At 65.5% G+C, this 21,045-nt stretch carries 15 protein-coding genes; 11 read left to right on the top strand and 4 right to left on the bottom strand.

Annotation, left to right across the window (positions count from 1 at the left end; translation table 11 throughout):
- Positions 1-228: 228 nt before the first annotated feature.
- Positions 229-2,499 (top strand): heavy metal translocating P-type ATPase, encoded by a 2,271-nt coding sequence (locus H9K76_RS20360; RefSeq protein WP_246475174.1) that lies wholly within the window; start codon positions 229-231, stop codon positions 2,497-2,499.
- Here H9K76_RS20360 and H9K76_RS20355 read toward each other — a convergent pair.
- Positions 2,447-3,856 carry a cobyrinic acid a,c-diamide synthase CobB gene (locus tag H9K76_RS20355; protein WP_246475173.1) on the bottom strand — a complete coding sequence of 470 codons (1,410 nt, stop codon included), beginning with the start codon at positions 3,854-3,856 and terminating at the stop codon, positions 2,447-2,449. The two genes, H9K76_RS20360 and H9K76_RS20355, sit on opposite strands and share 53 nt — an antisense overlap.
- Before the next feature lie 63 nt (positions 3,857-3,919).
- On the opposite strand from H9K76_RS20355, the gene H9K76_RS20350 reads away from it, so the two are divergent.
- From H9K76_RS20350 to H9K76_RS20330, 5 genes are all read left to right on the top strand, one after another.
- The gene (locus H9K76_RS20350; RefSeq protein ID WP_246475172.1) at positions 3,920-4,573 is read left to right on the top strand and encodes a YjfI family protein; all 654 of its coding nucleotides are present in this window, start codon (positions 3,920-3,922) and stop codon (positions 4,571-4,573) included.
- A gap of 47 nt (positions 4,574-4,620) precedes the next feature.
- Positions 4,621-5,328 carry a PspA/IM30 family protein gene (locus H9K76_RS20345; RefSeq protein WP_187597088.1) on the top strand — a complete coding sequence of 236 codons (708 nt, stop codon included), beginning with the start codon at positions 4,621-4,623 and terminating at the stop codon, positions 5,326-5,328.
- A gap of 178 nt (positions 5,329-5,506) precedes the next feature.
- The gene (locus H9K76_RS20340) at positions 5,507-6,178 is read left to right on the top strand and encodes an NfeD family protein (protein WP_187597087.1); all 672 of its coding nucleotides are present in this window, start codon (positions 5,507-5,509) and stop codon (positions 6,176-6,178) included.
- 62 nt (positions 6,179-6,240) lie between these two features.
- Complete coding sequence (locus H9K76_RS20335; protein ID WP_187597086.1) at positions 6,241-8,325, top strand: hypothetical protein; 2,085 nt, start codon at positions 6,241-6,243, stop codon at positions 8,323-8,325.
- A 165-nt stretch (positions 8,326-8,490) separates the two neighbouring features.
- Positions 8,491-14,034, top strand: a complete 5,544-nt coding sequence (locus tag H9K76_RS20330) for a DNA repair ATPase (protein ID WP_187597085.1) — start codon at positions 8,491-8,493, stop codon at positions 14,032-14,034.
- 48 nt (positions 14,035-14,082) lie between these two features.
- Here the strand turns inward: H9K76_RS20330 and H9K76_RS20325 are convergent, their stop codons facing one another.
- The 3 genes from H9K76_RS20325 to H9K76_RS20315 form a co-directional block, all read right to left on the bottom strand.
- Positions 14,083-15,198: an alkene reductase gene (locus H9K76_RS20325; RefSeq protein WP_187597084.1), complete on the bottom strand. Its 1,116-nt coding sequence runs from the start codon at positions 15,196-15,198 to the stop codon at positions 14,083-14,085.
- A 183-nt stretch (positions 15,199-15,381) separates the two neighbouring features.
- The gene (gstA, locus tag H9K76_RS20320; protein WP_187597083.1) at positions 15,382-15,990 is read right to left on the bottom strand and encodes a glutathione transferase GstA; all 609 of its coding nucleotides are present in this window, start codon (positions 15,988-15,990) and stop codon (positions 15,382-15,384) included.
- Between the two features lie 241 nt (positions 15,991-16,231).
- Complete coding sequence (locus H9K76_RS20315) at positions 16,232-16,393, bottom strand: hypothetical protein (protein ID WP_187597082.1); 162 nt, start codon at positions 16,391-16,393, stop codon at positions 16,232-16,234.
- On the opposite strand from H9K76_RS20315, the gene mnmG reads away from it, so the two are divergent.
- From mnmG to H9K76_RS20290, 5 genes are read left to right on the top strand one after another with little or no spacing between them, the layout of a single operon-like run.
- The gene (mnmG, locus tag H9K76_RS20310) at positions 16,392-18,365 is read left to right on the top strand and encodes a tRNA uridine-5-carboxymethylaminomethyl(34) synthesis enzyme MnmG (RefSeq protein WP_187597081.1); all 1,974 of its coding nucleotides are present in this window, start codon (positions 16,392-16,394) and stop codon (positions 18,363-18,365) included. The two genes, H9K76_RS20315 and mnmG, sit on opposite strands and share 2 nt — an antisense overlap.
- Positions 18,362-19,018: a 16S rRNA (guanine(527)-N(7))-methyltransferase RsmG gene (gene rsmG, locus H9K76_RS20305; RefSeq protein ID WP_187597080.1), complete on the top strand. Its 657-nt coding sequence runs from the start codon at positions 18,362-18,364 to the stop codon at positions 19,016-19,018. Before mnmG ends, rsmG begins: the two co-directional genes overlap by 4 nt.
- Before the next feature lie 52 nt (positions 19,019-19,070).
- Positions 19,071-19,685 (top strand): LysE family translocator, encoded by a 615-nt coding sequence (locus tag H9K76_RS20300; RefSeq protein ID WP_187597079.1) that lies wholly within the window; start codon positions 19,071-19,073, stop codon positions 19,683-19,685.
- Between the two features lie 21 nt (positions 19,686-19,706).
- Positions 19,707-20,480: a ParA family protein gene (locus H9K76_RS20295; RefSeq protein WP_187597078.1), complete on the top strand. Its 774-nt coding sequence runs from the start codon at positions 19,707-19,709 to the stop codon at positions 20,478-20,480.
- A gap of 8 nt (positions 20,481-20,488) precedes the next feature.
- Positions 20,489-21,040 (top strand): RBBP9/YdeN family alpha/beta hydrolase, encoded by a 552-nt coding sequence (locus H9K76_RS20290; protein ID WP_187600763.1) that lies wholly within the window; start codon positions 20,489-20,491, stop codon positions 21,038-21,040.
- Positions 21,041-21,045 lie beyond the last annotated feature (5 nt).

Genomic DNA, 21,045 nt, shown 5'->3' with positions numbered 1-21,045 from the left:
TTTCTCCTTGTGAGCGGTGAATGGAATGAATTCGAGGAATTCAATGGATCGAAATGAACCGATGCCATGGTGTACCTTGACACCATGTCAGAGTCAAGCGGTTCATGGGATGAACGTGCCGGCTATGACGACGCCGGTGCGTCCACACATGGGACAACGCAAAAAAATGAAAAGAAAGGGCAGAAAGGGCTTGACCTTCACATCATGTCAAACCTTAACTTCCAATCCATGAACAACACTGCAACCACCCCAACTCCTGTTTCGGTAGTCGATCTCGGCATCGGCGGCATGACCTGCGCGAGCTGCGTGGGGCGCGTCGAGCGTGCGCTGCGCAAGGTTCCAGGCGTGCAGGACGCCACGGTGAACCTGGCCACCGAGCGTGCACACATCACGCTCGGCGATGCAGCGACGCAGGCCGATATCGATGCGATCCTGCGCCGCGCGGTGCGCAATGCGGGCTACGAGCCGCGCTCCGTGGCGGAGCAGGAAGCGAGCGAGGAATCGAAGTCGCCCTGGGCGGGCTTCATGCCGGTCGCGATCGGCCTGCTGTTGTCCGCGCCGCTGGTGCTGCCGATGTTCGGCGACCTGTTCGGCCAGCACTGGATGCTGCCAGCCTGGGCGCAGTTCCTGCTGGCCGCGCCCGTGCAGTTCATCCTGGGTGCGCGCTTCTACAAGGCGGGCTGGCATGCGGCCCGGGCGCTGTCGGGCAACATGGACCTGCTGGTGGCGATCGGCACCAGCGCGGGCTTCGGGCTGTCCTTGTGGCTGTGGCTCACCGCGCATCCGGGCCACACGCCGCACCTGTACTTCGAGGCCTCGGCGGTGGTGATCACGCTGGTGCTGCTGGGCAAGTGGCTGGAGGCCCGGGCCAAGCGGCAGACCACGGCGGCCATCCGCGCGCTGCATGCGCTGCGGCCCGATGTGGCCCACCTGATGGGGCGCGACGGTGAAGTGGACGTGCCGATCGCCGAGGTGATGGCGGGCGACAAGCTGGTGGTGCGCCCCGGCGAGCGCGTGCCGGTGGACGGAGTGGTCGTCGAGGGTCATACGCAGGTCGATGAATCGATGCTGACCGGCGAGCCGCTGCCGGTGGTGCGCGAGGCCGGGTCACAGCTCACGGGGGGCTCGATCAACGGCGACGGCCGCATCGTGATGCAGGTCTCGGCCGTGGGCTCGGAGACCGTGCTGGCGCGGATCATCCGCCTGGTGGAGGATGCGCAGGCGGCCAAGGCCCCGATCCAGCGCACCGTGGACAAGGTGTCGGCCATCTTCGTGCCCGTGGTGCTGGTGATCGCCTTGCTCACCTTCCTTGGCTGGATGGCCTACGGCGCCGGCGTGGAGGCCGCTCTGATCCATGCGGTGGCGGTGCTGGTGATCGCCTGTCCCTGTGCGCTGGGCCTGGCGACCCCCGCGGCGATCATGGCCGGCACCGGCGTGGCCGCGAAGAACGGCATTCTGATCAAGGACGCCGAGGCGCTGGAGCTGGCCCACCGTGTCGATACCGTGGCTTTCGACAAGACAGGCACGCTGACCGTGGGCCAGCCCAGGCTGATCGCGTTTCACGTGGAACCATCGGCCGCTGAGTTGGCCGATCAGTCCGCCGTCCTTGCCGCGGTGGCGAGTGTGCAGAGCGGCAGCGAGCACCCGCTGGCGCGAGCCGTGGTGGCGGCTGCCAAGGAGCGTGGCGTGGCGATTCCCGAGCCCGATGGCGTGCGCGCCGTGCCCGGCCGCGGCACGGAAGGCGAGGTGGCGGGAAGGAGCTACCTGATCGGCAGCCTGCGCTGGATGCAGGAGCTGAATGTCGACCTGGGGGCATTGGCGGCCCAGGCGACCGATCTGCAGGAAAAGGGTGCCACGGTGTCCGCGGTCGCCGAGCGACGCACGAGTGGGCTGGTGGCGATCTCCCTGCTGGCGTTTGGCGACGAACCCAAGCCCGGAGCGATGGAGGCGCTGGCCGAGCTCAAGGCCCAGGGTGTGCGCTGCGTGATGATTTCGGGCGACAACAAGGGGGCCGCCTATGCCATGGCGCGGCGCCTGGGGCTCGACCCCGATCGGGGCGAGGTCATGGCCGAGGTGCTGCCGGGAGACAAGGCGGCCGCGGTGAAGCAGCTCCAGCAGGGCGGCCATGTGGTCGCGATGGTGGGGGATGGCGTGAACGACGCGCCCGCGCTCGCTGCGGCAGACGTGGGCATGGCCATGGGCAATGGCACGGACGTGGCGATGCATGCGGCCGGTATCACGCTGATGCGCGGCGATCCCAAGCTCGTCGCGGCGGCGCTCGACATCTCGCATCGCACGGTGCGCAAGATCCGCCAGAACCTGTTCTGGGCGTTTGCGTACAACGTGGCCGGCATTCCCCTGGCGGCCCTGGGCTTCCTGAGCCCGGTGGTGGCGGGCGCCGCGATGGCGTTGAGCTCGGTCAGCGTGATGACCAATGCACTGCTGCTCAAGCGCTGGCGGATCCGGGAAGAGGGCTCGTCGTCGGATCGGGCGCGGTGAACAGGCCGGCCGCCGCGCGTGGGTTCGAGGGGAACCACGCGTGGAAATAGCTCGCGCGCAGCGAGCCCTGTGAATAGACGGGTTCGAGGCGCGATTGCGCATCGAGCTCGTGTTCGTCGATCAGGCGCTGCGTATGGCCCAGCACGGGCAGGCTGGTTTCGCAGCTGGAGTGATGGAAACCATGCCCGCGCAGCAGTCCCCAGGGGCTTTGCCAGCCCTGCATGCCCAGTCCCTGCAGGCGCTGGTGCTGTGTCACCTCGCCGGGTATGACGCCCAGCAGCGGAGCCCGCAGTTCCCGGGCGGGCCAGTGGAGCTCCCGCATGAGCGCCAGCATGCCCCCGCATTCGGCCCAGATGGGCTTGCCTGCCTGCCAGTGCGCGCCAATCTGTACCGCGAGATCCTGCCTGCGACCCAGCGCCTCGGTGTGCAGCTCCGGATAGCCGCCGGGCAGCCAGAGCGCATCGCAGGCGGGCAGCGGGTCGCCTGCCAGCGGCGAGAAGAAGGCCAACCGGGCGCCTTGCGCCTGCAGGAACGCGAGGTTGGCGGGGTAGATGAAGCTGAATGCCGCGTCGCGCGCTATCGCGATGGTGCGACCGGAAAGCAGCCCGTTTTCGGTCGCGGCGGCATCACCTGCACTGCCGGTTGCCGGTGCCGGAAACTGCACCTGCCAGTGCGCGAGCCAATCCTCCCATGGAAGCTGCCCCAGATCCGACTGCCCGAGGCTCTGTGCCAGTTCGGCCAGGCGGTCCTGTGCATCATGCAATTCGTCGGCGGGCAGCAGTCCCAGGTGGCGCGAGGGCATGGGCTTCTGGCCGGAGGCGTTCTGTCGCGGCAGGTGGCCGAGCCAGCGCACATCGGGCGTCACGGAGCGCCGCAGCATCTGCGCATGCCGCTCGCTTGCGACACGATTGGCCAGCACGCCCGCGATCCGCAGGCCCGGCCGGTAGTTGGCAAGGCCGAAGGCCAGGGCCCCGAAGGTTTCGGCCATCGCCGAGGCGTCGATCACCAGGAGCACGGGCAGGTTCCACAGCGCCGCGATGTCCGCCGCGCTGCGCGTGCCATCGAAGAGCCCCATCACGGCCTCGACGAGGATCACGTCGCTGTCGGCGGCCGCCTGCGCCAGGCGCTGCTCGATGTCGGAGCGTCCGCACATGGCGAGGTCGAGGTTGTCCACAGGCTGGCCGCTGGCCAGGGCCAGCCAGGTCGGATCCAGGAAGTCCGGACCGCACTTGAACACCCGCACCCGCTTGCCGCGCGCGGCGAGCAGGTGGGCCAGGGCCGAGGTCACCGTGGTCTTCCCCTGGCCCGAGGCAGGAGCGGCAATCAGCAGGGCGGGGCAGCAAGCCTCTGATTTCATTGGAGTTTCATATTGACACACATTACATGTACACATCACATGTAATGAAGTTAGAGTAGACGCATGGAACCGAAACTGGAACCGAAAACCTCGGCACATTACCAGCGTTTGCACCGTCAGCGGCTGCGCGAGCAGGGGCTGGTGAAGAAAGAGGTGTGGATCCTGCCGCAGTACGGGCAAGCCCTGCAGCGGCTGGAGAGGTTGATGCGCCTGCCCGGGGCGCATCCCGAGTCTTTGGCTTTTGACCACAAGGAGGGTGACATGGAATCGAGCACACATCCGTACTGGAACATTCACAGCCTTGCAGAAGACCTGCAACGCTCCGCGCTGGCCGAAGGCGGCCGCCTGCAGGTCGAGGTGCTGGAAGGCGCCGACGCGAGCCTGCTGGTCACGCTGCCGGATTTCGGTGACCTGCCCGTGCACCTTGCGCTCTCGGGCGACCAGCTCGTCGTGGAGGCGTTCCTCTGGTCGGCGGCGGACGTCGCCGACCGCGCCGGCCTCAACGAGCAGATCCTGCGCCTGCAGAAGCTCTTTCCCCATGCGACGCTCGCGCTCGAGCCGCTGGGCTCGGAAGGCGAAGGCTACGTGATGTTCTCGGCCATGCGCGCCACGAGCAGCAGCGACGACATCATCTGCGAAATCCTGGCGCTGGCCGACAGCGTGATCCAGGTGACCGAGGCGCTCGCCGGCTATCTGCCGCGCGCCCAGCAGGCCTGAAGCGGTTCGGGCAACGCAACGACAACCCACAGCACAAGGAGTTCATCATGGCAGTCTGGAACAAGCTGGTGACCGCGCTGCGCGGTGCCGCACACGAAGCGGGCGAGGCCGTCACCGACAGTCAGGCGCTGCGCATCCTCGACCAGGAAATCCGCGACGCGGACAACGACCTGAACAAGTCCAAGGAAGCGCTGGCCGAGATCATGGCCAAGCAGAAGCTTGCTGCCTCCAGGCTGCAGGCCACGCAGCTCAAGATCGGTGAATACGAGGGCTACGCGCTCAAGGCGCTCGAGACGAATGACGAGACGCTGGCGCTGGAAGTGGCGGGCAAGGTCTCGCTGCTCGAGGCCCAGCAGGCCGAGGAGGAGTCGCAGCTTGCGGCCTACACGCAGAGCGTGGACGAGCTGCGCCATGCGATCCAGGCGGCCACCACCAACATCAAGCGCCTCAAGCAGCAGGCCGACACGGTGAAGGCCACCGAGAGCGTGCAGCGCGCCCAGGCCACCGTTGCGGGGCGCTATACCGGCTCGCAGTCGCGGGTGCAGAACGCGCTGGATTCGCTCGAACGCATCAAGCAGAAGCAGGCCGAGCGCGGCGCGCGCCTGCAAAGCGCGGCCGAACTTGCGCGCGAAGGCAGCGAGGACGCCCTGGATGCGAAACTGCGGGCTGCGGGCATCACGCCACAACAGGGCAATGCGCAGTCGGTGCTGGAGCGCCTGAAAGCGCAGAAGGCCTCGGCCGGCAAGAGTGCCTGACCGGGGCCCGGGCCGCGCCCGAACCCCAGCCTGGGCGCCGCCCCTGCGCGGCGGTGCAGGCGAGTCCATCCAGAAAGATCAATAAGAAGTTCCTCAAGGATCGAAGAGCTGCCCCGACAGGCCCCCGCCTGATCGGGCAGCGCAACACAACAACATCATCCATCGAAGGAGGGTCTGTATGACGGCGTTCTTGCATTACGCGCTGGGATTCCCGACATTCATTTTCGGCATGCTGCTGCTGTGCATGCTGCTGTACTGGGTGATCGCCATTTTCGGGCTGGTGGAAGTGGACTCCATGGACCATTGGGTGCTGTTCGACGGCAGCCACCATGGGCACGGTGCCGAGGATTCCATCGGTGCGCTCGCCGGGCTGCTGCTCAAGGTGGGGCTGGGTGGCATTCCGCTCACGGTGATCCTGACCGTGCTGTTCCTGCTCTCCTGGCTCATCAGCTACGCTCTGGCGCACCTCGTGCCCATGCCCGAGGGCTGGACGCTCCTGAACATCGTCACCGGCACCGGGCTGTTCGCGGCCGCATCGGTGCTGGGCTTCGTTGCCACCGTCATCGTGCTGCGGCCGTTGCGCAAGGCGATCGCCATGGTGGCGCCTCCCGAGGAGGCCAAGGTCGTCCTGGGCCGCACGGGGTTGGTGCGCAGCGCCGTGGTCAACGCGAGCCAGGGCTACGGCAGCGTCGAGGACGGCGGCGGCGGACTCAACGTGCAGATGCGCTCGCCCGACCGCGAACTGCCGCGTGGCACCGAGGTCGTGCTCATCGAGCGCATGCCGGAACACAACGCCTGGCGCGTGGTGAGCAAGGCCGAATTCGAAGGCCTGGATCTGCCGCTGCGCTGATCGGCCGACCCTGATTTTTTCCCGTTTTTCTTTTGTGATTTTCTCTGTGAGGAACTGAAACCATGAGCTTGAACTTCTCCGAGTGGTACATCGTTCTCGGCGTGGCCGTTGCGGTCATCGTCGTGCTGATCTTTGCCATGTTGGCCATGGTCAAGGCCTTCTACATCAAGGTGCCGCAGGGCACGGCGCTGATCATCAACGACACCACGTCGCAGCCCAAGGTGAAGTTCACCGGCGGCCTGGTGCTGCCCGTGATCCACAAGAAGGAGTTCATGCAGATCTCGCTGATCACGCTGGAGATCGACCGGCGCGGCAAGGAAGGACTGATCTGCAAGGACAACATGCGTGCGGACATCACAGTGGCCTTCTACCTGCGCGTCAACGAGACGGCCGAAGACGTGCTCAAGGTGGCCAAGTCCATCGGCGTGGACCGCGCCTCCGACAAGGGGGCCGTGAACGAGCTGTTCAACGCCAAGTTCTCCGAGGCGCTCAAGACCGTCGGCAAGCAGATCGAGTTCGTGAAGCTGTTCGAGAACCGCCAGGATTTCCGCGACCAGATCATCCACGTGATCGGCAACGACCTGAACGGCTACGTGCTCGAGGACGTGGCGATCGACTACCTCGAACAGACACCGAAGTCCTCGCTCGATCCCAACAACATCCTCGACGCCGAGGGCATCCGCAAGATCACCGAACTGACCGCCAACCAGAACATCGTGACCAACGAACTGGAGCGCAACGCCGATCTCGCGATCACCAAGAAGAACGTGGAAACCAAGGAAGCCATGCTGGCCCTGGCTCGGCAGCAGGCCGATGCGGAAGCGCGGCAGAAGCGCGAGATCGCGACCATCCAGGCGCGGGAGCAGGCCGAGACCCAGAAGGTGCAGGAGGAAGAGCGCCTGAAGGCCGAGCAGGCCCGCATCCAGACGCAGGAGCAACTGGACATCCGCGAGGAGAACAAGGCCCGCGAGGTGGCCGTGGCGCAGCAGAACCGCGAGCGCGCGGTGGTCATCGAGATCGAGAAGGTCACGCGTGCCAAGGAGCTCGAGATCGTCTCGCGCGAGCGTGAGGTGGAGCTGCAGCGCATCGAGAAGGAAAAGGCCATCGAGGTCGAGAAGGCCAACATTGCCAACGTGGTCCGCGAGCGCGTGGCGGTGGAAAAGACCGTGGCGCAGGAAGAGGAACGCATCAAGGAAGTGCGCGTGGTTTCCGAGGCCGAGCGCATGAAGCAGGTCACGGTGCTGACCGCCGAGGCGCAGGCGCAGGAAGACCTGGTGCGCCAGGTGAAGAAGGCCGAGGCCGACGAGACCGCGTCGCGCCACAAGGCGGTGGAAGTCACCACGCTCGCGCAGGCCGAGCTCGAGGCCGCCGGCAAGACCGCCGAGGCCAAGAAGAAGATGGCCGAGGCCATCGAGGTGGAGCGTGCGGCGCCCGGCCTGGCCGACGCGAAGGTGCGCGAGGTCACCGCTGCCGCGATCGAGAAGGAAGGCCTGGCACAGGCCAAGGTGATCGCCGAGCGCCTCATTGCCGAGGCCAAGGGCGACCAGGAAAAGGGTCTTGCGCATGCCCGCGTGATCGAGGCCACGGCCGATGCCAACGAGAAGCAGGGCCTGGCCGACGCCAAGGTGCTCGAAGAGCGTCTGCTTGCACAGGCGCGCGGCGAGGCGCAGGTGGGTGCGACCAGGGCCACGGTCACACGCGAGGTGGGCCAGTCCGAAGCCGATGTGCTGCGCGACAAGCTGTTCGCGGAAGCCAAGGGCCTGACCGAGAAGTTCACGGCGCTCGGCGGCCTGTCGGATCAGGCGCGCTCGCACGAGGAGTTCCGCATGCAGCTCGAGAAGAATTTCGAGCAGGCACTCGCGGCCATCGATGCCAACAAGACCGTGGCCAAGGAGCAGGCCGAGGTGCTGTCCTCGGCGCTCAGCAAGGCCAACATCGACATCGTGGGCGGCGAGGGTGCGTTCTTCGACAACTTCGCCAAGGCGCTCTCCGTGGGCAAGGCGATCGAGGGCGTGTCCGGCAAGAGCCCGATCGTGCAGGAGCTGCTGAACAAGTTCCTGAACAGCAAGGGCGGTGTGGGCGCGCTGCTGGGCAACAGCGGCTCCGGCAGCGGCTCCGACAACGGCAAGCAGCCGCCTGCTGCCTGAGGCTGAAATCGGCCTTCAGGCTCCCTCTCCCGCGTGCGGGAGAGGGCCGGGGTGAAGGCATCGGCAGCATTGGAAATCACGCTGCCCCCGATCCCCAACGACCCTCACCTTCCTTTCTCTCCCGCTGGCGGGAGCGCGAGCCACCAGTGAAAGCGCGTGATCAAGATGTCCGAATCGCCTCATCCAACCGAACAACAACCCGCCTCCGTCGTCGATCAGGCCGTTGCCAGCGGTGGATCGTATGAAGTGCTGGCCAGGCGCCTGGCCGCGCAGGGCGAGCAGCTCGAATCGCTGGTGCGCCAGCTCAACGAGGAACGTCTTGAGGAGTTCGGCCGCAGCCAGATGGAGGTGCTGGGCCGCATGCGGGTGCGCACCGAGAACAACTGCGTGGGCCGCGACATCACGCAGGTGGGCGAATACCTGCTGTTCGGCTACAACGTCTTCATGGGGCTCAAGCAGACCACGCGCGTGGAGGATGTGTTTGCGCTCTACCGGCTCGAGGAGGGCGAGCACGGCTATGACGTGGCACCGGTCGACCTCAAGGACAGTTTCCTGGGCATCCAGAGCTTCGTGCAGGACTTCCAGGAGCTCTATGCCTATTACAAGAACACGCGGCTCATGCAGCTCGTCGTGCGCGACAGCAAGCTGCTCGCAAGTTTCCAGATCGGCGAGCGCATCACCGACGTGCGCGTGTTCCGCTGGTCGATCTCGCCGGACGGCAAGGCGGTCAGGTACATAGACAACCGCGGCGAACGCGACATCCTGCCGCCATCGGCCTACGACTTCGAATGGCAGCGCGCGGGACGCGAGCAGATCGTCCAGGGCCGCCATGCGCACATGAACATCCTCGACAAGGTGTTCGTCGAGACGCTGGGCGGCACGCTCACCGTGAAGGTGGAGAACAACACCAACGACGGCCTCGGCATCTACAGCGAGCCGGTGCAGGAGGCCAACCAGTCGCTCGACGATGCGGTGTTCGAGTATGCGCAGGTCGGCAGCATGGTGCTGCTGAAGATCCTGCCGTACCGCGAGGAGCAGTGGCGCTACCTCATCTACAACACGCTGTCGCAGCAGGTCTTGCGCATGGACGCGATCGCGGGTGCCTGCATCCAGCTGCCCGACGACCACGGCATCATCTTTCCGGGCGGCTACTACCTGCAAAGCGGCGAGCACCGGAGGTTCGAGCAGGACATGCAGGGCATGCGCTTCCGGCGCAGCATCCGCTCGCCCAACGGCGAGGACGTGCTGTACATCTTCTACGAGCCGGGCAGCGGACGCATGGCGCTGTTCAAGTACAACCTGATCGAGCGCGCGCTGCAGCCGCCCATCGTCTGCCACGGCTACGCGAGGCTCGAGGACGGCCGGATCGTGATCTTCGCGGCCGACAGCGACGAGGCCACGCGCGTGCACCCCATGCAGATCTGGCGCACGCCGTTCGCCTCCGAGGACTATGCCGCCAGCCAGCCGCAGAAGGACACCTTCCTCGGCCGCATCGGCAATGCGGAGCTGGTCAGCGGCATCTCCGACATCTACAGCGTGCGCAAGGAAATCGCCGCGCCCGAGGTGTCGCTGGCACGCTATGAACGCCTGATCGATACCACGCGCCGCCTGTTCGAGCGCCATCAATGGATCAACACGCAGCAGCTCGCGCAGATGAACGAGGTGCTGCACGGCATTGCCGCCACGGGCGATGCGGTGATCGACGAATACGAGAAGGTCGAGAGCATCCGGCAGGCGTCGACGCGCGCGATGAGCGCCGTGTCCACGCAGCATGCAGGCCTGCTCAAGCACCTGCGCACCAGCGACTGGGCGACGGTGGACGAGCATGTCACCGCGCTCGATGAGCTGGCCAGGCTGCGCGGCCAGCTCATGTCCACGCGCGAGCTGCGCTATGTGGACACGGCCGCCATCGATGCCATGGTGGCTTCCGTGAACGAGGCGCAGGGCGATGTGTCGCAGCGCACGGCGGCATTCGTCGCCACGGATGCGGCGCTGCAGCCCTACGTGGATGAACTGCAGGCGCTCGACCAGCAGGCGCAGGCGGCGGCCACGGTGCTGCTGCTCAAGGAGCCGCTGGCCGAGATGACGCGCATCTCCGCTGCGCTCGACATGCTCTCCGAATTGATGGGCGGACTGAAGATCGACGATGCCACGCAGCGCACGCAGGTGGTGGACCGCATCTCGGTGATCTATTCGCGCCTGAATCAGGTGCGTGCGCGCGCCGAGCAGCGCCGCAGCAGCCTTGGAAGCTCGGAGCAGGTGGCGCAGTTCGCGGCGCAGCTGGCGCTGTTTTCGCAGAGCATCGTCAATGCGCTGGGACTTGCGCAGACGCCGGAGAAGTGCGATGAGCAGCTTGCGCGGCTGCTGGTCCAGCTCGAGGAGATCGAAGGCCAGTTCGGGGAGCACGAGCAGTTTCTCTCCGACATCGTCGCCAAGCGCGAGGAACTGCTCGAGACCTTCGAGGCCCGCCGCCAGTCGCTGCAGGACGAGCGCCAGCGCCGAGCGCAGGGCGTGCTGGACGCGGCGCTGCGCATCGTGCAGAGCCTGCCCAAGCGCACGGAAAAGCTGGCCTCGAACGAGGCGCTGCATGCCTTCTTCGCGGGCGATCCGCTGATCAACAAGCTCAAGGAACTGGCCGAGCGGCTGCGCACGGAGCTGTTCGACCCCGTGAAGGCGGACGATATCGAGACCCGCGTGAAGACGCTGCGCGACCAGGCCTTCCGTTCGCTGCAGGACCGCACGGACCTGTTCGATGGCGGCGGCAACGTCATCAAGCTCGGGCGCCACAAGTTCAGCGTGGGCAACCAGGACCTGGAGCTCACGCTGCTACCGCGGGGTGCGGAGGGGCGGGAGCTGTTCCTGCATCTGGTGGGCACCGAGTATTTCGAGGCGGTGGACAACCCCGAGCTTGCGCAGTTGCAGGCCTATTGGGATGTGTCGACGCCGGCGGAGTCGCCGCAGTTCTACCGTGGCGAATACCTTGCCCTCAGCCTGCTGCTGGCCGCGCGCAATCGCGCCGATGGCTGGGATGAGGTGCGGTTGCGGCAACTGGCGCTCGACCACGCCGCGCTCACCCAGGCGGTGCGCGAGTTTGCCGCGCCCCGCTACCGCGAAGGCTACGAGCGCGGCATCCACGACCATGATGCGGCGCTCATCCTGCAGACGCTGCTGCCGCTGCGCGACGCGGCCGGCGTGCTGCGTTTCGGCCCCGATGCACGCGCGCTGGCCGTGCTGTTCTGGAGCGAGCACGAGCGCATCCAGCAGCCGCAACTGGCCGGCGCGATCGCACAGTGGCCGCGCCGTGCGCAGCACGCACAGTCCATGCAGGCGCTGTTCGCAAGCGAGACGGAACTGCAGTCGCTGCAGGCCGACATCGGTGTGCAACTGCGGACCTTTGCGGAGGAGGGCGGCCTGCTCGAACTGTTCCATGGCCTGTCGGCGCACGGCGACATCGACGGCCTCATCCGTTCGGCCGCCAACTACCTGCAGGCGGAGCTCGCACAGAAGGCGCTGCGCTTTCATTTCTCGAGCTACGGCCAGTCGGCGGTTGCGGCACTGCAGGGCGTGCTCAGGAGCGATGCGCAGAACCCGCAGCAATGGGACGAGATGCTGCAGTACTGGCAGGGCGACACACGCCACCAGCGCAGCAACGGCCATCACGTCGCGCCGCTGTCGGAGCGCTGGCGCAGCGCGCTGCATTGGCTGCAGACGGCGTGCCGGGCGCTCAAGACGGCAGAGGGCGATGCGCTGCTGGCCTACTGCGGCGAGGCGGCGGCCTGGCTGACCTGCGCAAGCCATCTGCCGAACACCGTGAGCACGGTGGACCTGCGTGCCGAAGTCACGGGCCTGCTGGGCCAGCACCCGCGCATCGACGGCGGCCGCATGGCGCTGCAGATCGATGACCTGGGCATGCGCGCGGCGCACCACTTCCGCATCTTCGTGCCGGAGTTCGAACGTTATCAACAGCTGCGCCAGCAGGTGCTCAAGGGCTACCGCGAGCGCATCCGCGTGGAGGAGTTCAAGGCCAGGCCGCTCACCTCGTTCGTGCGCAACAAGCTCATCAACGAGAGCTACCTGCCGGTGATCGGCGACAACCTGGCCAAGCAGATCGGCGCGGTGGGCGAGACCCGGCGTACCGACCAGATGGGCCTGCTGATGATGATCTCGCCGCCGGGCTACGGCAAGACGACGCTGATGGAGTACGTGGCGAGCCGCCTGGGGCTGATCTTCATGAAGATCAACGGCCCGGCGCTGGGCCATTCCGTGCGCTCGCTGGATCCCGCACAGGCACCCGACGCCACCGCCGCCAAGGAGCTCGAGAAGCTCAACCTCGCGCTCGAGATGGCGAACAACGTGATGCTGTACATCGACGACATCCAGCACACGCACCCGGAGTTCCTGCAGAAGTTCATTTCACTCTCGGACGGCACGCGCCGCATCGAGGGCGTGTGGCGCGGGCAGACCAAGACCCATGACCTGCGCGGCAAGCGCTTTTGCATCGTCATGTCGGGCAACCCGTACACAGAGTCGGGCGAGGTGTTCAAGATTCCGGACATGCTGGCCAACCGTGCCGATATCTACAACCTGGGCGATGTGCTGGGCGGGATGGAGGAAGTGTTCAAGCTGAGCTACATCGAGAACAGCATGACCTCCAACGCCGTGCTCGCCCCCATGGCGACGCGCAGCCTGCAGGACCTGTACCTGCTGATCGAGAAGGCACAGGGCAAGGAGGTGTCGGGCAATGCGCTGAGCTACGAGTACTCGTCCGCCGAGCTGCGCGAGATCGATGCCACGCTGCAGCGCATGCTCAAGGTGCGCGAGATCGTGTTTCACGTGAATCAACAGTACATCCAGAGCGCGGCCCAGGATGATCACTACCGCAAGGAGCCGCCGTTCAAGCTGCAGGGCAGCTACCGCAACATGAACAAGCTGGCCGAGAAGATCACGCCGGTGATGAACGATGCGGAAATGCAGCAGATGCTCGACGACCACTACCAGGGCGAGGCGCAGATGCTGACCACGGGCGCGGAGGAAAACCTGCTCAAGCTGCGCGAGCTGCGCGGTGCGCTCGATGCGGAGCAGGCGGCGCGCTGGGGCGACATCAAGGCCGAGTTCCTGCGCCAGAAGGCGATGGGCGGTGCGGGGGCCGATGCCGGTACGCGCGTGGCGTCGCAGCTGGTGGATCTGGTGGCCGCGACGCGTGATCTGGCGGGCGCACAGCACAGCAGCACCGAGAAGCAGCTGTCGCAGTCGGAGAAGCAGGGGCAGCTCTGGCTCAAGCTCGGGCAATTGCAGCAGGCGCAGTCCCAGCGCTCGCAGGGCGAATGGGGTGAATTGCTGGGACAGCTGCAGGCGGCACAGCGTGCGACGGATGAATCGCTGCAGCGCATCGGAAACGCGCTCTCAAGCGTTCAAAAGCCCGTGCCTGGGGGTGAGGGTAGGGCGGACGCAGATGACGCGCCAGAGCGCTCTGCGCAGCTTCTGGGGGCCATCGTTCAGACGGCCATGCAGCCCGTGGCAGATCACCTGGAGCATTCGCGGCGCCAGCAGCTGGGCCTGCACCGCGTGCTCATGCAGGTGGCCACGCGCATGCAGGAGCAGATCGATGCGCTGCGCCGCCATGGCGACGGCAAGCCCACGCTGCGGGCCGACGAGATCGACAACGCCTTCAACAAGATGGCGCGCGACGAGATCGACACGAGGAAGTGAGACCGGCACGGCCCGGGCCCCAGGCGGGCAGGGCCGTGCGCGGAGAACTCAGCCGAGGGCCGGGTAGTCGGTATAGCCGTGCTCGCCGCCGCCGTAGAACGTCGACTGGTCCCAGGGGTTGAGCGGGGCCTTGTCGTGCAGGCGCCTCACCAGGTCCGGGTTGGAGATGAACAGCTTGCCGAAAGCCACCATGTCGGCATGGCCGCTGGCGATCGCCTTCTCGGCCATGGCGCCGTCGTAGCCGTTGTTCACCATCCAGACGCCCTTGCCGCCATGCTGGCGGTAGGCGTCCTTGAAGCTCAGGTAGTCGAACGGACGGCCTTCCACCTCGCGCGAGCCGCCCGTGGCGCCCTCGATCACATGAATGTAGGCGAGGCCCAGCGGTGCGAGCTGCCGCGCCAGATACTCGAACAGGGGCTGCGGCGCGCTGTCCACGATGTCGTTGGCCGGCGTGACGGGGGAGAGGCGAATGCCGACCCTGCCGCCGCCCACGGCATCGACGACGGCGCGCGTGACCTCCAGCATCAGCCGCGCGCGGTTCTCGATGGAGCCGCCATAGTCGTCCGTACGCTGGTTGGCGCCGTCCTTGAGGAACTGCTCGAGCAGATAGCCGTTGGCTGCGTGGATCTCGACACCGTCGAAGCCGGCGCTCTGCACCGCGCTGCGGGCGGCCTGGACATAGTGGTGCACGATGCCGGGAAGCTCCTGCACCTTGAGGGCCCGCGGCATGGAGGTGGGGACGAAGTGGCCCTTGCCGCTGGTCTTGTCGATCAGGTAGGTCTTGCTTCGCGCCTGGATGGCGGAAGCCGCCACAGGCGCCTGGTGGCCCGGCTGCAGGTCGTTGTGCGAGATGCGGCCCACATGCCAGAGCTGCGTGACGATCTTGCCGCCGCGTGCGTGAACCGCATCGGTGACCCGCTTCCAGCCATCGAGCTGCTCGCTGGAGTACAGGCCCGGCACGTCGGCATAGCCCTGCGCCTGCGGATCGATGGCCGTCGCTTCGGTGATCAGCAGGCCTGCACTGGCCCGCTGTTCATAGTAGGTGGCCGTGACGGGTTGGGGGATGGCATCGGGGGAGCGGTTGCGCGTGAGTGGCGCCATCGCGATGCGATTGGCAAGGCGCAGATCGCCGACCTGGATGGGGGAGAACAATGCGGAGGTCATGGTGCCTTTCGTGCTCAAGGTTCGAGAAGAGGCTAGGTTAATCCGCCGCTTCCGGACGTGCACTCCCACGGTACAAGCCCTTGCTGCGACGAAGGTTCGTTCAAACAAAGAATCCGGCACACCCTTGCGGACATGCCGGACTCTCTGGAACCTAGAACCTGCTGCAGCGAATGCTGCGCGGGATCACTTGATCAGGCCTTCGGCCTTCATCGCAGACACGACGGCCGGGCGGGCGCCAACGCGTTCGCGGTACTGGTTGAGGTTCGGGAAGCCGGAGAGGTCCACGCCCGTCAGCTTGGCCCAGTTGGTCACGGTGAACAGGTAGGCATCGGCCACGGTGAACTGCTCGCCCATCAGGTATTGCTTGCCGGCCAGTTCGTTCTCGACGAACTGCAGGCGGCCGGTGATGCGCTCGCGCGCACCATTCTTCACGTCGTCGGTGGATGCGGGATTGAACAGCGGGCTGAAGCTCTTGTGCAGTTCGGTGCCGATGAACGTCAGCCATTCCTGCAGCTTGTAGCGCTCCCACGTGCCGTTGGCGGGAGCCAGCTTCTTGTCGGGGGCCTGGTCGGCCAGGTACTGGACGATGGCCGGGCCTTCGTGCAGGCGCTTGCCGTCGTCAAGCTCCAGCAGGGGGACATAGCCGAGCGGGTTGATGGTGTAGAAGTCCGTTCCGTCCTGCAGCTTGTGCGACTTGGTGCTGGCCAGCACGGGGGTGTAGGGCAGGCCCAATTCCTGCAGCACGATGTGTGGCGACAGGGAACAGGCGCCGGGCGAGTAATAGAGCTTCATGAGGTTTCCTTTTTTCAATCGAAAGACGGTGGAATGAAAGCTTCCTCGAACATGCTATACCGACTCGGGCGGGTTTGCAGGATCGGGCCATTGATGGTGATTGACTAAAAAATAGGCAACCCATGGACCCCAAAAGAGGAGGCGTCGCGACGGCGTTTCACGTGAAACAGCAGTGCCATCCGGAAGATCCTGGGGGCTGCTTGGAGGGCCATCGGGACAGATTGGCCGGAGCGTGGGAAAATCAGGGGTTTCCCGGCCCATTCAGGCTGGGCTCTTTCAGGCCGGCCATGTAGCGCAGTTCCTGCGGCATGAGCGTATCGGCCTGGCTTCCGGTTGCGCGCGGCCGGAGGTGCACGGGTAGTAGTTTGCGGGCCAGCGCGTCCCCGAAAGGCGCTCCTTTCATGTTGTATCCCCAGAATTTTGATGTCATCGTAGTCGGCGGCGGACACGCCGGAACAGAAGCCGCGCTTGCTGCGGCACGCATGGGTTGCAAGACCCTGCTGCTCTCGCACAACATCGAGACGCTCGGGCAGATGAGCTGCAACCCGAGCATCGGCGGTATTGGCAAGGGTCATCTCGTCAAGGAAGTGGACGCGATGGGTGGCGCCATGGCGCTGGCGACGGACAAGGGCGGCATCCAGTTCCGCATCTTGAACAGCTCCAAGGGTCCCGCCGTGCGTGCCACGCGCGCACAGGCTGATCGCATTCTGTACAAGGCAGCCATCCGCGACATACTGGAGAATCAGCCGAACCTGTGGCTGTTCCAGCAGGCGGTGGACGACCTGATGGTGGAGGGTGACCGGGTAGTGGGTGCCGTCACGCAGGTCGGGATCAAGTTCCGAGGCCGCACGGTGGTGCTGACGGCGGGGACCTTCCTCGATGGCAAGATCCATGTGGGGCTGGACAACTACGCGGCGGGCCGCGCCGGCGACCCGCCGGCCGTCACGCTGTCGTCGCGCCTCAAGGAACTCCAGCTGCCGCAGGGGCGCCTCAAGACCGGCACGCCGCCACGCATCGACGGCCGCAGCATCGATTTCTCCCAGTGCGAGGAACAGCCCGGCGACGGCATGCCGGGCGGGGTGAACGAAGGCATCCTGCCGGTTTTCAGCTTCATGGGCCATGTGGCCATGCATCCGACGCAGATGCCCTGCTGGATCACCCACACCAATGCGCGCACGCACGAAATCATCCGTTCGGGCTTCGACCGCAGTCCCATGTTCACCGGCAAGATCGACGGCGTGGGGCCGCGCTACTGTCCTAGCGTCGAGGACAAAATCAACCGTTTCGCGGACAAGGAAAGCCACCAGATTTTCCTGGAGCCCGAAGGCCTGACCACGAACGAGTACTACCCCAACGGTATTTCCACCAGCCTGCCGTTCGACATCCAGTACGACCTGGTGCGCAGCATTCGTGGACTGGAGAACGCCCACATCCTGCGCCCCGGCTATGCGATCGAGTACGACTACTTCGATCCGCGTGCGCTCAAGAGCAGCTTCGAGACCCGCCAGATCCATGGCCTGTTCTTTGCAGGACAGATCAACGGCACCACCGGATACGAAGAGGCCGCGGCGCAGGGTATGTTCGCCGGTATCAACGCCGCGCTGCAATGCAGAGAGCAGGAGGCCTGGGTGCCACGCCGCGATGAGGCCTACCTCGGTGTGCTGGTGGATGACCTGATCACCAAGGGCGTGACCGAACCCTATCGCATGTTCACCAGCCGCGCCGAATTCCGCCTGCAGCTGCGCGAAGACAATGCCGACATGCGCCTGACCGAGGCTGCGCGCAACATGGGCCTGATCGACGATGCACGCTGGGATGCATTCAGCCGCAAGCGCGACGCTGTTTCACGTGAAACAGAGCGCCTGAAATCCACCTGGGTAAATCCGCGCAACCTGCCAGCCGAAGAATCTGAGCGTGTCCTGGGGAAGGCCATCGACCATGAGTACAACCTGTTCGAACTGCTGCGCCGGCCCAATGTCGGCTATGCGGATCTGACGCAGATGAATGGCGGCAAGTATGCAAGCCCCGATGTTTCACGTGAAACGCTGGGCGATCTCAGCGAGGCCGTGATCGAGCAGGTGGACATCGCCGCCAAGTATTCCGGCTACATCGATCGGCAGAAGGACGAGGTGGAGCGCGCCGCTCATTTCGAGAAGCTGCGCCTGCCTGCGGAACTGGACTACATGCAGGTCGCCGCTCTATCGTTCGAGGTGCGCCAGAAGCTGCAGAAACATCGGCCTGAGACATTGGGCCAGGCCTCGCGCATTTCCGGGGTGACTCCGGCGGCCATCTCGCTGCTGATGGTGCACCTGAAGAAGGGTGGCTTCAAGGAGTTCGCCAACATGACGGCACAGAGCGTGGAAGCAGAGGCATGAGCGAGCAACTGTTGACTCAACTGCGCGAGGGTGCGCAGGACCTGGAGCTTGATCTGGGCGAATCCCAACTCGCGCAGCTGATGGAGTTCCAATCGCTCTTGCAGAAGTGGAACAAGGTCTACAACCTCACATCCGTGCGTGATCCGCAGGAAATGCTCACGCACCATCTGCTGGACAGCCTGGCTGCGGTCAAGCCGCTGCAGCGGCACCTCGCAGCCATGCCCGCAGGCCAGCGCGAGAAACTGCTGGACGTCGGGTCGGGAGGAGGGCTGCCGGGCGTGGTGTTCGCCATCTGCTGCCCGGACCTGGATGTGAGCTGCGTCGATACGGTGGCCAAGAAGGCCGCGTTCATCAACCAGGCAGCGGCGGCCCTGCGCCTTCCCAATCTGCATGGAATCCATGCGCGGGTCGAGACGCTGACGCAGAAGTTCGATGTCGTGAGCTGCCGCGCATTCGCGTCGCTGATCGACTTCACGACATGGTCGCGGCAGGCTCTCGCGGATCACGCCGTATGGCTGGCCATGAAGGGCAAGCAAACCGATGACGAGCAGGCCGCCCTGGGCGCCGACGTGGAGGTGTTTCACGTGGAACAACTGGTAGTGCCCGGCCTTGATGCAGACCGTTGCATTGTGTGGATGAGGCCCAAGTCGTGAGCGTGGCTTAAACTAGGGACTCGTCTTTTCGTCCTGCGCGAAGGTTATCCCCATGTTTGGCATCTCGGACTACGGCGCTTTCGTCGCCGCGATCATCCTGTTCCTGTGCATTCCCGGCCCCGGGAATCTGGCGTTGATCACGTCGACCAGCAAGGGGGGCTTCCGCGGCGGCTTTGCCTCCACATTCGGCGTGATCTGTGCCGACCAGATGCTCATGTGGGCGGCGGTGGGTGGCGTGGCCGGCCTGATGGCCGCCTATCCCGCAGCATTCCACATGGTGCAGTGGGTGGGTGCCGCCTACCTCGCCTGGATTGGCTGGCGCATGCTGCGCGCCAAGCCCGGCGACGCGCCGGTGGTCAACATCAGGCCGCATCACTACTTCCGGCAGGGCGCGATCATCACGCTGTTCAACCCGAAGGCCATCGTGTTCTACATGGCGTTCTTTCCGTTGTTCGTCAATCCGCAGACACACCGCGGCCTTGTCACTTTTGCGGCAATGGCGGCCACGGTGGCGACCCTGACCCTGCTCTATTCGACGATCATGATCCTGCTGACGCACTTCCTGGCCGAGCGCATGCGCGCCAACCCACGGATCGTGAACATGCTCGAAAAGACGGCAGGTACTTTTCTCATCGGCTTCGGCGTCAAGCTGGCCATTTCCAAATAACAAGCACTTCGAAAAGATCGCATGGCCAAGATTTTCTGCATCGCCAATCAGAAGGGTGGAGTGGGCAAGACCACGACCACCGTGAACCTCGCGGCAGGTCTTGCCCGGATCAAGCAACGCGTGCTCATGGTCGATCTGGACCCGCAGGGCAATGCGACCATGGGCTCGGGCGTGGACAAGCGCTCCCTCGAGCTCAGCGTGTACGACGTGCTGCTGGAAACCGCCGGCATCAAGGAGGCCGCCGTTTTCTCGGAGCAGTGCGGCTACCACGTGCTTGGCGCCAATCGCGAACTGGCCGGTGCCGAAGTCGAGCTGGTCACGCTCGAGCAGCGTGAGCGGCGCCTCAAGGCGGCCCTTGCCGCCGTGGACAAGGACTACGACTTCGTGCTGATCGACTGCCCGCCCAGCCTCTCGATGCTCACGCTCAACGGCCTGTGCAGCGCGAACGGCGTGGTCGTTCCCATGCAGTGCGAATACTTCGCGCTGGAAGGGCTGACCGATCTGGTCAACACCATCAAGCAGGTGCACGCCAACCTGAACCCCGACCTGCAGGTGATCGGCCTGCTGCGCGTGATGTACGACCCGCGCATCACGCTGCAGAGCCAGGTGAGCGAGCAGCTCAAGGACCACTTCGGCGACAAGGTGTTCGACACCGTCATTCCGCGCAACGTGCGTCTGGCCGAAGCTCCCAGCTACGGCCTGCCCGGCGTGGTGTTCGACCCGAACGCCAAGGGCAGCCAGGCCTTCGTCGATTTCGCGAAGGAAATGGTCAAGCGCATCAAGAAGATGGGATGAAGGACGCCATGAACGCGCAGCAGGTGCTGGTTCTCCCCGGCTGGCAGGGGTCGGGCGAGGCGCACTGGCAGACCCGCTGGGAGCGCCTGCACGGTTATCAACGCGTGGAGCAGCATGACTGGATGCACCCGCTGCGCGGCGACTGGAGCGCGCGGCTCGAGGAGACCGTCGTCGATGCGCCGGCACCCGTCATCCTGGTGGCGCACAGCCTGGGGTGCATTCTCACGGCGTGGTGGGCTGCGCATTCGGGCCATGCATCCGGCAAGGTGCAGGGTGCCCTGTTGGTGGCCCCGGGCGACGTGGAGCGGCCCGAGCTGACGGGGCCGCTGCGCGGCTGGACGCCGATCTCCATGCGCTCGTTGCCGTTCCCGAGCATCCTGGTGGGCAGCCGCAACGACCCCTATTGCAGCTTCGAGCGCGCCCGCGCACTCGCCGATGCCTGGGGCTCGCGCTTCGTCGACCTGGGCGCGCGCGGACACATCAACGCCGAATCCGGCCTGGGAGACTGGCCCGAGGGCCACGCGCTGCTGGATTCGCTCAGAACCACGACAAAGGATTGAACCGA

Origin of the sequence: Diaphorobacter ruginosibacter (genome assembly GCF_014395975.1) — a bacterium.
Lineage (GTDB): Bacteria > Pseudomonadota > Gammaproteobacteria > Burkholderiales > Burkholderiaceae_C > Diaphorobacter_A > Diaphorobacter_A ruginosibacter.
Note: the sequence above shows the minus strand (reverse complement) of the source record. Positions and strands in the feature narration are given on the sequence as shown.

Bases quoted from the DNA above. Each gene is read 5' to 3' on its own strand.
- H9K76_RS20360 (WP_246475174.1), top strand. From the start codon at position 229: ATGAACAACACTGCAACCACCCCAACTCCTGTTTCGGTAGTCGATCTC.
- H9K76_RS20350 (WP_246475172.1), top strand. From the start codon at position 3,920: ATGGAACCGAAACTGGAACCGAAAACCTCGGCACATTACCAGCGTTTG.
- H9K76_RS20290 (WP_187600763.1), top strand. From the start codon at position 20,489: ATGAACGCGCAGCAGGTGCTGGTTCTCCCCGGCTGGCAGGGGTCGGGC.
- H9K76_RS20295 (WP_187597078.1), top strand. From the start codon at position 19,707: ATGGCCAAGATTTTCTGCATCGCCAATCAGAAGGGTGGAGTGGGCAAG.
- H9K76_RS20355 (WP_246475173.1), bottom strand. From the start codon at position 3,856: ATGAAATCAGAGGCTTGCTGCCCCGCCCTGCTGATTGCCGCTCCTGCC.
- H9K76_RS20325 (WP_187597084.1), bottom strand. From the start codon at position 15,198: ATGACCTCCGCATTGTTCTCCCCCATCCAGGTCGGCGATCTGCGCCTT.
- H9K76_RS20345 (WP_187597088.1), top strand. From the start codon at position 4,621: ATGGCAGTCTGGAACAAGCTGGTGACCGCGCTGCGCGGTGCCGCACAC.
- H9K76_RS20330 (WP_187597085.1), top strand. From the start codon at position 8,491: ATGTCCGAATCGCCTCATCCAACCGAACAACAACCCGCCTCCGTCGTC.
- H9K76_RS20335 (WP_187597086.1), top strand. From the start codon at position 6,241: ATGAGCTTGAACTTCTCCGAGTGGTACATCGTTCTCGGCGTGGCCGTT.
- H9K76_RS20315 (WP_187597082.1), bottom strand. From the start codon at position 16,393: ATGAAAGGAGCGCCTTTCGGGGACGCGCTGGCCCGCAAACTACTACCC.
- mnmG (WP_187597081.1), top strand. From the start codon at position 16,392: ATGTTGTATCCCCAGAATTTTGATGTCATCGTAGTCGGCGGCGGACAC.
- H9K76_RS20340 (WP_187597087.1), top strand. From the start codon at position 5,507: ATGACGGCGTTCTTGCATTACGCGCTGGGATTCCCGACATTCATTTTC.
- rsmG (WP_187597080.1), top strand. From the start codon at position 18,362: ATGAGCGAGCAACTGTTGACTCAACTGCGCGAGGGTGCGCAGGACCTG.
- gstA (WP_187597083.1), bottom strand. From the start codon at position 15,990: ATGAAGCTCTATTACTCGCCCGGCGCCTGTTCCCTGTCGCCACACATC.
- H9K76_RS20300 (WP_187597079.1), top strand. From the start codon at position 19,071: ATGTTTGGCATCTCGGACTACGGCGCTTTCGTCGCCGCGATCATCCTG.